Annotated in this window: 13 protein-coding genes; 11 read left to right on the top strand and 2 right to left on the bottom strand. The window is 74.6% G+C overall.

The window, feature by feature from the left end; all coding sequences use genetic code 11:
• Positions 1 to 10: 10 nt before the first annotated feature.
• Positions 11 to 478 (bottom strand): nuclear transport factor 2 family protein, encoded by a 468-nt coding sequence (locus ACFC1X_RS38330; protein WP_376363575.1) that lies wholly within the window; start codon positions 476 to 478, stop codon positions 11 to 13.
• 165 nt (positions 479 to 643) lie between these two features.
• Between ACFC1X_RS38330 and ACFC1X_RS38335 the strand changes: the two genes are divergently transcribed.
• From ACFC1X_RS38335 to ACFC1X_RS38370, 8 genes are all read left to right on the top strand, one after another.
• Positions 644 to 2,137 (top strand): FAD-dependent monooxygenase, encoded by a 1,494-nt coding sequence (locus ACFC1X_RS38335; protein WP_376363576.1) that lies wholly within the window; start codon positions 644 to 646, stop codon positions 2,135 to 2,137.
• Positions 2,138 to 2,202: 65 nt separating this feature from the next.
• On the top strand, positions 2,203 to 2,895 hold the full coding sequence (locus tag ACFC1X_RS38340) for an antibiotic biosynthesis monooxygenase family protein (RefSeq protein ID WP_376363579.1): 693 nt from the start codon (positions 2,203 to 2,205) through the stop codon (positions 2,893 to 2,895).
• A gap of 76 nt (positions 2,896 to 2,971) precedes the next feature.
• Positions 2,972 to 3,301: a TcmI family type II polyketide cyclase gene (locus ACFC1X_RS38345; protein WP_376363581.1), complete on the top strand. Its 330-nt coding sequence runs from the start codon at positions 2,972 to 2,974 to the stop codon at positions 3,299 to 3,301.
• A gap of 109 nt (positions 3,302 to 3,410) precedes the next feature.
• A complete protein-coding gene (locus ACFC1X_RS38350) occupies positions 3,411 to 3,686 on the top strand; it encodes an acyl carrier protein (RefSeq protein ID WP_376363583.1) in 276 nt (91 codons plus the stop codon).
• Between the two features lie 15 nt (positions 3,687 to 3,701).
• Positions 3,702 to 4,487 (top strand): 3-oxoacyl-ACP reductase FabG, encoded by a 786-nt coding sequence (gene fabG / locus ACFC1X_RS38355; protein ID WP_376363586.1) that lies wholly within the window; start codon positions 3,702 to 3,704, stop codon positions 4,485 to 4,487.
• 125 nt (positions 4,488 to 4,612) lie between these two features.
• Positions 4,613 to 5,557 carry an aromatase/cyclase gene (locus ACFC1X_RS38360; protein WP_376363588.1) on the top strand — a complete coding sequence of 315 codons (945 nt, stop codon included), beginning with the start codon at positions 4,613 to 4,615 and terminating at the stop codon, positions 5,555 to 5,557.
• A 1-nt stretch (position 5,558) separates the two neighbouring features.
• Positions 5,559 to 7,067: an FAD-dependent oxidoreductase gene (locus ACFC1X_RS38365; protein ID WP_376363591.1), complete on the top strand. Its 1,509-nt coding sequence runs from the start codon at positions 5,559 to 5,561 to the stop codon at positions 7,065 to 7,067.
• 30 nt (positions 7,068 to 7,097) lie between these two features.
• Positions 7,098 to 8,642 carry an FAD-dependent monooxygenase gene (locus ACFC1X_RS38370; RefSeq protein WP_376363594.1) on the top strand — a complete coding sequence of 515 codons (1,545 nt, stop codon included), beginning with the start codon at positions 7,098 to 7,100 and terminating at the stop codon, positions 8,640 to 8,642.
• A gap of 149 nt (positions 8,643 to 8,791) precedes the next feature.
• Here the strand turns inward: ACFC1X_RS38370 and ACFC1X_RS38375 are convergent, their stop codons facing one another.
• Positions 8,792 to 9,874 carry a methyltransferase gene (locus ACFC1X_RS38375; RefSeq protein ID WP_376363597.1) on the bottom strand — a complete coding sequence of 361 codons (1,083 nt, stop codon included), beginning with the start codon at positions 9,872 to 9,874 and terminating at the stop codon, positions 8,792 to 8,794.
• A 273-nt stretch (positions 9,875 to 10,147) separates the two neighbouring features.
• Between ACFC1X_RS38375 and ACFC1X_RS38380 the strand changes: the two genes are divergently transcribed.
• From ACFC1X_RS38380 to ACFC1X_RS38390, 3 genes are read left to right on the top strand one after another with little or no spacing between them, the layout of a single operon-like run.
• Positions 10,148 to 10,477 carry a 4Fe-4S ferredoxin gene (locus ACFC1X_RS38380; RefSeq protein WP_376363600.1) on the top strand — a complete coding sequence of 110 codons (330 nt, stop codon included), beginning with the start codon at positions 10,148 to 10,150 and terminating at the stop codon, positions 10,475 to 10,477.
• Entirely contained in the window at positions 10,474 to 12,492 is a 2,019-nt protein-coding gene (locus ACFC1X_RS38385) for a hypothetical protein (RefSeq protein WP_376363603.1), read from the top strand. The genes ACFC1X_RS38380 and ACFC1X_RS38385 overlap by 4 nt, the downstream gene beginning before the upstream one ends.
• Positions 12,493 to 12,502: 10 nt before the next feature.
• A complete protein-coding gene (locus ACFC1X_RS38390) occupies positions 12,503 to 13,891 on the top strand; it encodes an amidase (protein ID WP_376363606.1) in 1,389 nt (462 codons plus the stop codon).
• Positions 13,892 to 13,899 lie beyond the last annotated feature (8 nt).

Below are 13,899 nucleotides of genomic sequence, written 5' to 3' on the forward strand. Positions count from 1 at the left end.
CAGGCCCGGTTCAGGCGCGGGCGGGCGGCTCGCCCTCGGTGAACAGGACCCGGAAGGACAGCTCGCCGATCCGCCACCCGGCGCCCGTGCGCCGGGCCGCACCCCAGGCGAGTGTCCCCGCGCGAAACAGCGGCGGCCGCCCTGCGCCGGGATGGTGGACGTGCGTGGTCAGCACGTTGGCACGGAACAGGGCACGCTCCGCCGTCACGGTCACCACCGCCGGCGCGCCCAGGTGCTGGGTGGCCGCGAACGCCGCGAGCGAGGCACGGTGCCACCCGGCGAGCCCGGCACACCCCTGGTGCCGGCTCATCGGGAAGGCGACCCGGGCGTCCTCGGTGAACAGGCTCCGCGCCCAGGCGTCGTCGAGTTCCCCGTCATCCAGCGTGACCAGATAGCGCGCCACGAGATCGGCGACCGCAGCGGCGTCGCCCGCACCGCCCGCCCCGGCCGGCGCGGCGGGAAAAAAGTTGGAAGTCACCGCCCGAGCATGAGCCCGCCCACGCCCCCGCCACCAGACGCCTGCCAGAGATCTGACATTGCAGGCCAAGCTCTGTAACCAATTGCACAAAGCCTGTACCTCAGTCGCTTTACCGTTCCTGAGTGATCCGGCAATACTCATCAAACACCAGTCGGAAGAGGACAGATGGATACCTTTGACGCGGACGTGATCATTGCAGGAGCAGGGCCCACCGGACTCATGCTCGCAGGCGAGTTGAGTCTCAACGGAGTCACGGTCCTGGTCGTCGACCGGCTTGCCGAACCCATCAGGGAATCGAGAGCCCTGGGCTTTTCCGCGCGCACGATCGAGGAATTCACACAGCGCGGACTCCTGTCCCGCCTCGGCGATGTGGATGTCATTCCGTTCGGGCATTTCGGCTCAGTTCCGCTCGATTACCGGATCGTTGAGGGCGGCTCCTACGGGGCGCGCGGCATCCCCCAGTCGCGGACCGAGGCCATGCTCGCCGGCTGGATCGCCGAGCGCGGCGTCGAGGTGCGCCGCGGCATCGAGGTCACCGGTGTCGAGCAGGACGACGAGGGCGTGCGCGTCCACGTGGCCACCGCCCGGGGCACCGCCACCCTGCGCGCCCGGCACGTCGTCGGCTGCGACGGCGCCCGCAGCACGGTGCGCACCAGCGCCGGCATCGACTTCCCGGGCAGCGCCCCCACCGTCGAACTGCGCTTCGCCGACATCACCGGCGTCCCGCTGCGCCCCCGCTTCAGCGGCGAGCCGGTGCCCGGCGGCATGGTCATGGTGCTGCCGCTGGGCCCCGACCGCAGCCGCGTCATCTACTACGACCGCGCCCAGCCGATGCGCACCGGCCCGGACCCGATCACCTTCGAGGAGGTCGCCGAGGCCTTCCACCGCCTGTCCGGCGAGGACATCAGCGCCGCCACACCGCTGTGGGTCTCCTCCACCACCGACGCCAGCCGCCAGGCCGCCCAGTACCGCAAGGGCCGCGTCTTCGTCGCCGGCGACGCCGCCCACATCCACCTGCCGATCGGCGCCCAGGGCATGAGCGCCGGCATCCAGGACGCCGTCAACCTCGGCTGGAAACTCGCCCTGGACATCAAGGGCCTGGCCCCCGAAGGACTCCTGGACACCTACCACGGCGAGCGCCACCCCGTCGGCGCCCGCATCCTCGCCAACACCCTCGCCCAGCGCACCCTCTACCTCGGCGGCCCGGAAGCCGGCCCGCTGCGCCAGGTGTTCACCGAACTGGCGCGCCACGAACCGGTCCAGCGCCACCTGGTGGGCATGGTCACCGGACTCGACATCCGCCACGACGTGGGCTGCGAGCGCCACCCGCTGCTCGGCCGCCGCCTCCAGGACCGGCAGATCACCGTCGACGGCGTCAAGCACAGCGTCCTGACCCTCCTGGAGTCCGGCCGCGGCCTGCTGCTCGACACCGACGGCAGCGACACACTGCGGGCCGCCGCCCGCGGCTGGTCCGACCGCGTCGACACCGTCACCGTGCAGGACACCGGCCACCCCACCGGCACCGGCACCGGGGCCGTCCTGGTGCGCCCCGACGGCTACATCGCCTGGGTGGGCGGCCCCGGCACGGGAGCTGCCGCCGGCGTCACCGGCATGGCCCTCACCGACGCGCTCGCCCGCTGGTTCGGCCCCGCCGCCTGACCACGCCCGCCCCCCGGCCGTAGGACCGCACGCGTATCCCAGGACTGAAGGAAGCGAAGAAGACCATGCCGATCATCTCCACCCAGGACAACTACCTCACCGTCCTCAACCTGTTCACCACCGACACCCCCGAGCACCAGGACCAGCTGCTCACCGAGATGCAGAAGATCGTCGACGCGGCCGCCTACCCGGGATGGATCTCCTCCACCGTGCACGCCGGGCAGGGCAGCCCCGCCACCGCCAACCTGATCCAGTGGCGCAGCGGCGAGGACCTGGAAAAGCGCTACGACGGCGAGGAGTTCAAGCACCGCACGCTGCCCGTCTTCCGCGAGATCACCACCGCCATCCGGCTGCTGCAGAACGAGATCGTCTTCTCCCGCACCCGCTCCGGCGCCGGGAGCGTCGAGGTCTCGCCCGAGGGCGACGACTACACGGCCATCGAGGTCCACCAGGTCGACCAAGCCGACCAGGCCGAGCTGGTCACCCTGCTCGGCCAGGGCCAGGACTGGCTGGTCAACGTCCCCGGCTACCGCTCGCACAGCGTCTTCAGGGGGCTGCGCGCCATGTTCGTCGAGGGCGCCTTCGCCGTCGTCTACTCCCAGTGGGACAGCAAGGAGAGCTACGAGGCCTTCCGCGACCTGCCCCACGCCCGCAAGCCCGCGCCCCGCCGCACCAACGACGAGCGCATCGCCGCCCTGCAGAAGGGCCACGACGCCAACACCTACCGCGTCGTGCACACCCGCACCGCCGGCGACTAACCCCCCCGGCCGCACGCCCGCCGCACCGGCCGCCGTGCGCCGTCACCCACCGCACCCGCCCAAGGAGCGAGACCCTATGCACAGCACGCTGATCGTGGCCCGCATGGCGCCCGGTTCGAGCGCGGACGTCGCCCGGCTGTTCGCCGACTTCGACGCCAGTGACATGCCGCACCGCATGGGCACCCGCCGCCGCCAGCTGTTCGCCTTCAACGGCCTGTACTTCCACCTGCAGGACTTCGACGACGACGACGGCGGCGACCGCATCCAGGACGCCAAGGACGACCCCCGCTTCGTGCGGATCAGCGACGACCTCACCCCGTTCATCGACCCCTACGACGCCGCGGCCTGGCGTTCGCCCGCCGACGCCATGGCACAGCGCTTCTACCGGTGGCAGGCGCCCGCCTGAACGGCCCCCCCCGGCCCCCCGGCCCCCGGGCTCGCGGGGCCCGGCCGCGGCCGCCACACCACGATCAGCCGGGGCGCCGGCAGCCCCCGAGAACCCAAGGACGGACCCCATGGCCACCACCCAGTTCACCCTCGACGCCCTGCGGCGGATCCTCCTGGAGGCCGCGGGCGCGGACGAGAACGTCGACCTCGACGCGGACATCCTCGACACCACCTTCGAGGTCCTGGGCTACGAGTCCATCGCGCTGCTGGAGACCGGCGGCCGCATCGAGCGCGAGTACGGCATCGTCCTGGACGACGACGACCTCGGCGACGACCTCACCCCCCGCGACCTGATCGACATCGTCAACGCCCAGCTGTCCCCCTCCGGGGCCCGGGCCGCCTGAGAGGAACACCCCCTGATGTCCGACACCACCCGCCCGGTTGCCCTGGTCACCGGCGCGACCAGCGGCATCGGCCTGGAATGCGCCCGGCTGCTGGCCCGCCAGGGCCACCGCGTCTTCATCGGCGCCCGCGACGCGGACAACGTCGCCCGCACCGCCAAGGCCCTGCGCGAACAGGGCCTGGACGCCGACGGCCACCCCCTCGACGTCCGCGACGCCGCCAGCGTCCGGGCGTTCGTCGACGCCGCCGTGGCCGCCTTCGGCACCGTCGACGTCCTGGTCAACAACGCCGGCCGCTCCGGCGGCGGCCCCACCGCCGACATCAGCGACGAGCTGTGGGACGACGTCATCGACACCAACCTCAACAGCGTCTTCCGCATGACCCGCGAGGTCCTGACCACCGGCGGTATGCGCGCCAAGGACCGCGGCCGGATCATCAACATCGCCTCCACGGCCGGCAAGCAGGGCGTCGTCCTGGGCGCCCCCTACTCGGCGTCCAAGCACGGCGTCGTCGGCTTCACCAAGGCCCTGGGCAACGAACTGGCCCCCACCGGCATCACCGTCAACGCCGTGTGCCCCGGCTACGTCGAGACCCCCATGGCCCAGCGGGTGCGCCAGGGCTACGCCGCCGCCTGGGACACCAGCGAGGCCGAGATCCTCGAGAAGTTCCAGGCCAAGATCCCCCTGGGCCGCTACTCCACCCCCCAGGAGGTCGCGGGCCTCGTCGGCTACCTCGCCTCCGACACCGCGGCGTCCATCACCTCCCAGGCCCTCAACGTCTGCGGCGGCCTCGGCAACTTCTGAACCCCGCCCGCCCCGACCACCGGGGCCCGCCGCACCCCCGACCCCAGGGGCCCGCCCCCCCCCGGCCCGCCGCCCGCAGCCTGTAACCCGTCGCCTGTAGCCCGTAGTACCGAGGAGAAGCCGTCATGACGACTCGTGAGGTCGAGCACGAGATCACCATCAGCGCGCCCGCCGGCGCCGTCTACCGCCTCCTGGCCGAGGTGACCAACTGGCCGCGGATCTTCCCGCCCACCATCCACGTGGAGAGCCGGCCGGCGGGCCCCGGCGAGGAACGCATCCGCATCTGGGCCACCGCCAACGGCGAGCCCAAGACCTGGACCTCGCTGCGCACCCTGGATGCCGAGGCCCTGCGCATCACCTTCCGCCAGGAGGTGCCGGCCCCGCCGGTCGCCGCCATGGGCGGCACCTGGATCGTCGAACCCCTCGGCGAGGACAGCGCACGCGTCAGGCTCCAGCACGACTACCGGGCCGCCGGCGACGACCCGCACGACCTGCTGTGGATCGAGCGGGCCGTGGACAAGAACAGCACCAGCGAACTGGCCGCCCTCAAGGACAACGTCGAACGCGTCCACGCCGCCGACCGCCAGGAGCTGACGTTCTCCTTCACCGACACCGTCACCCTCGACGCCCCCGCCAAGGACGCCTTCGCCTTCGTCAACGAAGCCGGACTGTGGCCCGACCGGCTGCCGCACGTGGCCCGCGTCCGCTTCACCGAGGACACCCCCGGCCTGCAGGAACTGGAAATGGACACCCGCGCCCGGGACGGCTCCACCCACACCACCAAGTCCTACCGGGTCGTCCTGGGCCAGGAACGCATCGCCTACAAGCAGGTCACCCTGCCGGCCCTGATGACCCTGCACACCGGCCTGTGGACCTTCGAGGACACCGACGACGGCGGCGCCAGGGCCTCCTCCCAGCACACCGTCACCCTCAACCCCCACACCATCGCCCGCGTCCTGGGCCCCGGCGCGGGCATCGCCGACGCCCGCGCCTACGTGCACGGCGCGCTGAGCACCAACAGCCTCGCCACCCTCGGCCACGCCAAGGACCACGCGGAGCGGAACCGCTGACATGGCCGGCCAGGAGCACCCCGCCGGCACCGCCCCCCGCACCCGGCCCGCCCGCACCCTCGACACCCAGGTCGTCGTCGTCGGAGCGGGCCCCACCGGCCTGCTCCTGGCCGGAGAACTGGCCCTGCGCGGCATCCAGGTGACCCTCGTCGAGCGGCGCCACCGCCCCAGCACCGAGTCCCGCGCCTCCACCCTCCACGCCCGCACCATGGAACTGCTCGACAGCCGCGGCCTGCTCGCCGACCTCGCCGGCCCCCCGCACGAGCCACGCGGCCACTTCGGCGGCATCCCCCTCGACCTGACCCTGCCCAGCCCCTACCCCGGCCAGTGGAAAGTCCCCCAGACGCGGACCGAGTCCGTCCTGGAGGAATGGGCCCTGGGCCTGGGCGCCGACCTCAGGTGCGGCCACACCCTGCACGCCGTGAGCGACCACGGCTCCCACGTCGAGGCCGCCGCCACCAGCCGCCACGGCCACCGCCTCACCCTGCGCGCCGCCCACCTGGTGGCCTGCGACGGCCAGGACTCCACCGTGCGCCGCCTGACCGGCGCCGCCTTCCCCGGCACCCCGCCCGCCCGCGCACTGCTGCGCGCCGACGTCGAGGGCATCGACATCCCCGCCCGCCGCTTCCAGCGCCTGCCCGCCGGCCTCGCCGTGGCCGCCCGCAACCCGGCCGGCGTGACCCGCGTGATGGTCCACGAGTTCGGCGCCACCGTCCGCGAACGGACCACCGCCCCACCCTCCTTCGAGGAGATCGCCGCCGCCTGGAAACGCGTCACCGGCGAGGACATCACCGCCGGCACCCCCCTGTGGGCGGGCCGCTTCGACGACGAGACGCGCCGCCTGGCCCGCTACCGGCACGGCCGCATCCTGTTCGCCGGAGACGCCGCCCACCGCCAGCTGCCCATCGGCGGCCAGGCCCTCAACCTCGGCCTCCAGGACGCCTACAACCTCGGCTGGAAACTCGCCGCCACCGCCGACGGCACCGCCCCCGCCCACCTCCTGGACACCTACGACAGCGAACGCGCCGCCGTCGGCGCCGCCGTCCTGTCCAACATCCGCGCCCAGGCCCTGCTGCTGCTGGGCGGCCCCGAAGTCGAGGGCCTGCGCACGGTCCTGGCCGAACTCATCACCCACGACGCGGTACGCACCCACCTCGCCGGCATGATCAGCGGCCTCGACGTCCGCTACGACGTCGGCGGCCCGCCCCACCCGCTGCGGGGGGCACGGCTGCCGCCGGTGCGGCTGCGCACCGGCGAGAGCGTGTGCACCACCGCCGAACTGCTGCGCGGCGGCCGCGGCCTGCTCCTGGCCCTGGACGGTGCGCCCCCGCCCCTGGACACCGCCCTGGCCGACCGCGTCGACACCGTCACCGCCCAGGCGGCCCCCGGCTCACCGCTCGCCGGCACACCCGCCGTCCTGGTCCGCCCCGACGGCCACGTCGCCTGGGCGGGCGGCAGCGACGGCAACGGGCTCGCCCAGGCGGCCGGACGCTGGTTCGGCACCGGCTGACCCCCGCCCCCGGGCGCGCCCGGATTACTGATGACTGAGAGGGAATCCACGACCATGCAGGACACCACGATGGACGCCGACGTCATCGTCGTCGGCGCAGGCCCCACCGGCCTGATGCTCGCCGGCGAACTGCGCCTGGGCGGGGCACACGTGATCGTGCTCGACAAACTGCCCCGACCCACCGGCCAGTCCCGCGGCCTGGGCTTCACCGCCCGCGCCATGGAGGTCTTCGACCAGCGCGGACTGCTGCCCCGCTTCGGGCAGGGCGAGAGCCTTCAAACCAGCCCCGTCGGCCACTTCGGCGGCGTCCAGTTCGACTTCACCGCACTCCAGGGCGCCCACTTCGGCGCCCGCGGCATCCCGCAGAGCCAGACCGAGGCCGTCCTCGCCGCCTGGGCCGGCGGCCTGGGCGCCGACATCCGCCGCGGATGCGAGGTCCTCGACCTCGCCGACGGCTTCCAGGACGGCGAGGCCGCCGAGATCACCGTCGCGACCGCCCACGGCGTACGGCGGCTGCGCGCCCCCTACCTGGTGGGCTGCGACGGCGGCAAGAGCACCGTGCGCAAGCTCGCCCGCATCGCCTTCCCCGGCACCGAGGCCACCCGCGCGATGTTCCTCGCCGACGTGACGGGCCTGGACCTCAAGCCCCGCTACCTCGGCGAAACCCTCCCGAACGGCATGGTGATGGCCGCCCCGCTGGGCGAGGGCGTGCACCGCATCATCGTCTGCCCGCACGGCGCCGCCGCCCGCAGCGCCGAGGACACCGTCACCTTCGAGGAGGTCGCGCAGGCCTGGAAGCACATCACCGGCGAGGACATCAGCGCCGGCGGCGCCGCCTGGGTCAGCTTCTTCAGCGACGCCACCCGCCAGGCCGCCCACTACCGGCGCGGCCGCGTCCTGCTCGCCGGGGACGCCGCCCACATCCACCTGCCCGCCGGCGGGCAGGGCCTGAGCACCGGCGTCCAGGACGCCGCCAACCTCGGCTGGAAACTCGCCGCCGTCACCACCGGCCGCGCCGACGCAGCCCTCCTGGACACCTACCACGCCGAACGCCACCCGGTGGGCAGCCGCCTGCTGATGAACACCCGCGCCCAGGGCATGGTCTTCCTCGGCGGCGACCAGGCCGAGCCGCTGCGCCGGATCATCACCGAACTCACCGGCCACGACAGCGTCCGCCGCCACCTCGCGGGCATCGTCTCCCACCTCGACATCCGCTACGACGGCATCGACGGCGGCGAGCTAGGCAGCGGCGAAACCCCCCACCCGCTCCTGGGGCGCCGCCTGGGCAAGTTCGCGCTGAGCGGCCCCGACGGCGACAGCGACACCTTCGCCCTCCTGCACACCGGGCGCGGCATCCTGCTCGACCTCACCGGCGACCCGGCCCTGCGGGAGACCGCCGCGCCCTGGGCCGGCCGCGTCGACACCGTGACCGCCACTACCGCCGCACCCGCGCTGGCCGGCGCCGGGGCCCTGCTGGTCCGCCCCGACGGGCACGTCGCCTGGATTGGCGCCGGCGGCCCGGGCGGCCTGCACGCCGCCCTCACCCGCTGGTTCGGCACCCCCGACGCAGGATGACCCACACCAAGAGGGGTGGGGGGGGGGGGCCCGCGCGGCGCCCGCCCCCCCCCGCCCGCGGCCCCCCGCACCCGCCGGCGGGGGCGCCCCCCCCAGACCCGCCGCGCCCGGCCCCCGGGGCGGCACCCCTCACCCCTGTCCCGGCGCCCCTAGCGGGCGCTGGCCTCCACGACCGAGATCGCCCCGGCGGTGGGCACCACCCGCTCCAGGCGGAAACCGGCCTGCGCCAGCAGCTCGCGGTACTGGCCGGCCGTCCGCTCCCGGCCGCCCACCAGCAGCATCAGCCACAGGTCGACCAGCTTCGAGGAGTGCGCGGCGTTCGCCTTGTCGGGCACGACCATCTCCATCAGCAGCAGCCGGCCCCCCGGCCGCATCGCGGCCCGCACGTTGCGCAGAATGCGCAGGGCCTGCTCCCGGGGCCAGTCGTGCACGATGTGCTTGAGCACGTAGGCGTCCCCGCCCGGGGGCACCGGCCCGAACAGATCGGCGGCCACCACCTCGCACCGGTCGGCGACCTGCTGCCCGGCCAGATAGCCGGCCGCACCGTTGACCTCCGCCCGCGGATCGGACAGGATCCCGCGCACGCCCGGCGACTTCTTCAGGATCCCGGCCAGCAGCTCGCCCCGTCCCGCGCAGAAGTCGACGACCGTGCCGAACGAGGAGAAGTCGTAGGCCGCCAGGACCGGCTCGGTCTCGGTGGCGGACATGGCGCCCATGCCCTTCATGAACACCTCCCCGTACTCCGGCTTGGCCTCCATGAACTCGAAGGCCGTCATCCCGCGCAGCTTGGGCAGGCTCGGCTCGCCGGTGCGCACCGCGTCCAGGAAGTGCGACCAGTCCTCCCAGTGGACCGGGTGGCCCATGAGCTGGGCGATGCCCCGCATCGACATCGGCGCGTCCTCCCCCAGCGCCGCCCCCATCGGGGACAGGCCGAACGTGCCGTCCTTGCGCTCGGTGAACACACCGTTGGAGGCGAGCAGCCGCATCAGCCGCTGCAGCGTGTCGGGGTGGGCGCCCACGCGGGCGGCGAGCCGTTCGGCGGACAGCGGGCCCTCCCGCAGCGCCTCGGCGACACGCAGCTCGGCGGCGGCGTAGAGGGCCTGGCTGAGCATGGCGCCCTGGACCATCTCCAGCAGCGAGAACGGTGCGGGCGCCAGCTTGCGTGCCAGCCTCTGCAGAGCGGTACGCACACCTTCGACGATGCGCACGACGCGGGCGGGCGGCAGGGGCATGGGTTCCTCCGTGGGTGGGCGGCGGGCGGCCGCAGGGGCTCTGCCCGCGGGCGGACGGGCCGGTGCGCGTGGCGCCCCGGGCAGGGGACCCGCGCGCAGCCGGATGTCCACGGTCCGGCGGCGCGCACGGGCCGCGCTCGCAGCGTGCTGGAGCGGGCGCCGCGGCCCTCCAGCCGGTCCACCCGCACTCCGGGGGCAGTCGAGGCGGCCCGGTGACGATCGGGACCGTCCGACTCGGCCTGGCCGAGAAGAGTCCCGGAGGGGGCCGATCCCGTGAAGAAGCTTGCTTCGTCCGCCGCGCTGTCGGAGCGCGCCGACCGCATCGCCCACCGCTCCCGCGCCGAGAACTGGAAGAAGCCCCCGCGACGCATCGAGGCGTCCGAGTGCATCACCTGCGACAGCTGCCTGCGCGGCTGTCCCGCGGAGTTCGGTGCGATCTTCGACCGGGGCCTGGACGTGGTCATCGTCCCCGAGCTGTGCTCGGGCTGCCCCGCCTGCGTCCTGGAATGCCCGGTCGACTGCATCTACGTCGACGAGGACTGGAGCCCGACCGACGACGCGATGTGGAACCACGTCGAACTCACCGCCGAGAGGGCCGCATGAAGGAGCCCGCAGGACGCGGCGAGTCCCGCCGCGCCCGCAACGCGAAGAAGCGGATCAGCCGCCGCCCCAGCCGGCTCGGCACCCCCGCCGGCGCCACCGCCAAACCGGACCGCGTACGCGACCTGGACGCCGGCTTCCCCCACCTGCTGGAGCGCGTCTGGCAGCGGGCGAGCCGGGCCGACGGCCCGCGCGCCGCACTCGAGGTCCTGCTCACCCTCGACGGACACGTCCCCGCCGGCATCCAGCTGCGCGCCCTGGGCCAGGCCCAACAGGCCGCCCTGACGGCCCTGTTCGGCCTGACCTGGCACGACCCCGACACCCCCACCGGCCCGCCCGCTGGCACGTCCGCCAACACGCCCGCCAACACGCCCGCCAACACGCCCGCCGGCACGTCCGCCGGCACGGCCGAACCCGCGCCCCCGGCCCCGGCCCCCGGCCCGGCCGGCCCGGCCGTCTTCGTCGGCGAGATCGGGCTGGCCACCAACGGCCGCATCGCCCTGCGCACCCCCGGCACCGGCCCCCTCGACCCCCGCGACCTGGTCGGCGGTGTCCTGCGCGTGCCCTGGGACCACGCCGCCCTCACCGCCTACCGGCACCAACTGCAGTGCGCCCGCCGGCGTAGCGCCGAAACCGTCGCCGACTGCCGGGCCTGGCTCGCCGCCCAGGGCCCCGGCGGCCGCACCGAACTCCTCGACCGGGCCCGCGAAGCGGCCCTGCGCACCGCCCCCTTCGTCCTCTACCAGGAGGACACCCAGTACACGAACTTCCGCGGCCACAACACCCTGACCGGCAAGACCCTGTGGCCCGGCCACCCCGACTGCGCCCTGAGCACCCTGCAGGACCTGCCGCTCGACCTGTGGCCGGACCCAGACGTCCAGCTCGTCGTCTGCCTGACCCTGCTCATCCGCTCGGCCGGCTTCGGCCGCGTCGAGGAGGCCAACGGCACCCAGCTGAGCGTCGACCACGTCGCCCACACGCTGGAGCGGGCCCGGCGCGCCTACAACGCCGTACCCGGCCTGGAACCCGTGCCTGCCGCCGCCTCGGCGTGCGTCGCCGACCTGGACCGGCTCGCCGCACGGCTGCGCGAACGCCGCGCCCGGCTGGGCGGCCGCGCCCAGCTGTACCGGGAGATCCACGGCGCCCTGATGCACAAGGTGGAACGGGTGGCCGCCCCGCCCGGGCCCGCCGCCCGCTCCCGCCAGGACGCCGTCACCCGGCGCCTGCGCGCCGCACTGCCGCTGGCCGGCGCCACCCTGGACGAGCTGGCCGGGGAACTGGCCGCCGCGCCCGGCTGGCTCGCCCGCCCGCACGGCGCCTTCGGCACCGGCCTGGAAGCCCTGGTCCACGAGACGGTCGCCGCCACCGCCGACGCCTTCGACGCCGACTTCGCGATGAGCCGCGGCATGCGCTCGCTGCCCGACCTGGTCCGGGCGCTGCGCGGGCAGAGCTGGGCGGAGATCTGCGACTGGGACATCACGCACTTCTTCTGCTGCGTGGTGCCGCGGCCCGGCGCCGCCGCCCACTTCGGCGGCTCCCCGTCCGCGCTCGCCGACGCCGCCTGGGCCATGTCCTCGCGCATGCAGTACAACTCCTGGCACTTCGTGGCCGGCAACCTGCCGCCGGTGCCCGAGGTGGCGGCCCGCGACCACTTCGTGCCCCCCGTCCTGCCCGACGTCGCGTTCTTCTCCGACCAGCACCACCACGGGCACGTCAGCAACAACGTGCGGTTCTCGCTGCGCTGCCCGCAGGCCGTCGAGGTCGACGGGCGCCGCTTCGACGGCTTCATGGACCTCAGGCTGCTGCGCTGCGCCGGCGACCCCTTCGGCGAGCAGGACCTGCTCGCCGCCCACCGGGTGTCCGCGTTCCTCGCCCGCGCCACCTCCCTGGCCGCCCGGCTCGCCGCCGCCGGACACCGCCTGGAAGTCACCGCGTTCGACGCCGCCTGGCACCTGCATGCCGTCACCGGCCACCCGCCCGCCGCCGGCGCGGCCGGTGACGTGCGCCGGGCGTCGTGAAGGGAGAGCGATGAGCGCCCACGGCGTCCGCCGCACCCGAGACCTCCTGCGGAGCGGCGAACTGTCCGCCCTCGAACACACCACGGCCGTCCTGGACGCCGTGCGCGCACGCGACACCCTCGGCGCCTATGTGGCCGTCGCGGGGGAGGAGGCGCTGCGCGCGGCACGGCGCGCGGACGCCCGCATCCGGGAACAGGGCCCCGACGCCTGGCGGTTGCTGCCGCTGCTCGGCGTCACCGTCTCCGTCAAGGACCTGCTGCAGACCCGTCACCTGCCCACCCAGCGCGGCTCCCTGCTGCCCAACACCCGGCCCCGCCAGGACGCGCCCGCGGTGGCCCGGCTGCGCGCCGCCGGAGCCGTCGTCGTCGGCAAGACCGCCACCTCCGAGTACGGGTGGAGCGCCTCCACCCTCAGCCGCGTCGCCCCGCCCGTGCGCAACCCCCACGACCCGCGCCTGAGCGCGGGCGGCTCCAGCGGCGGCGCCGCGGCGGCGGTCGCCACCGGCCTGTGCGACGCGGCCCTGGGCACCGACGGCTCCGGATCGATCCGCATCCCCGCCGCGTTCTGCGGCGTCGTCGGCTTCAAACCCTCCCTGGGCCGCATCCCCTATGTGCCCAACAGCGCCGACCGGCTCGCCCACCAGGGCCCCCTGGCCCGCACCGTCGCCGACGCCGCGCTGCTCGCCACGGTCATGGCGGGCCCGCACCCGGCCGACCCCGACTCCGGCCTCGGCTCCCTGGACGCGCCCCGCACCGCACGCGCGCTGCGGATCGGCTGGATCGAGTACGACGGCACCGCCGCCGAGGTCCGCCGCGTCACCGGGCAGGCCCGCCTGGCCCTGAGCGACCAGGGGCACCTCGTCGAGGACATCGAGGTGCGCTGCACCCACCTCTACCCCGCCCTCGTCGACCTCCTCGCCGCCGGCGAGGCGGCCGGCGCCCGCCGCGAGGACGACGAACGGGCCGACCCCGGCCGCCTGGAAGTGATCCGCCACGGACGCACCCTCACCGGCGCCGACGTGATCCGCGCCGAGGAGGTCCGCCAGAACCTGCGCGCCACCCTGCGCACCGTCATGGACCGCTACGACGTCCTGGCCATGGCCACCGTCCCCCTCGAGCCGTTCGCCGCCGGCGCCGTCGGCCCGCCCTGGGCGGCCGACCCCCGCGACCTGCAGTGGCTGGCCTGGGCCCCCGCCTCCTACCCCTTCAACATGACCGGCCAGCCCGCCCTGTCACTGCCCGCCGGGCTGACCCGCTCCGGACTGCCGGCCGCCGTGCAACTGGTCGGACCCGTCGGCGCCGACGACCTCGTCGTCCGCCTCGCCGCCCGGCTGGAGGCCGACCTCGCCCCACCCGCACCGCCGCGCCCGCGGCTGCGGCAACCCGCCGCCGCCCGCTGACCCGCTGA

It is taken from the genome of Streptomyces sp. NPDC056128, from assembly GCF_042263835.1.
Taxonomy (GTDB): domain Bacteria; phylum Actinomycetota; class Actinomycetes; order Streptomycetales; family Streptomycetaceae; genus Streptomyces.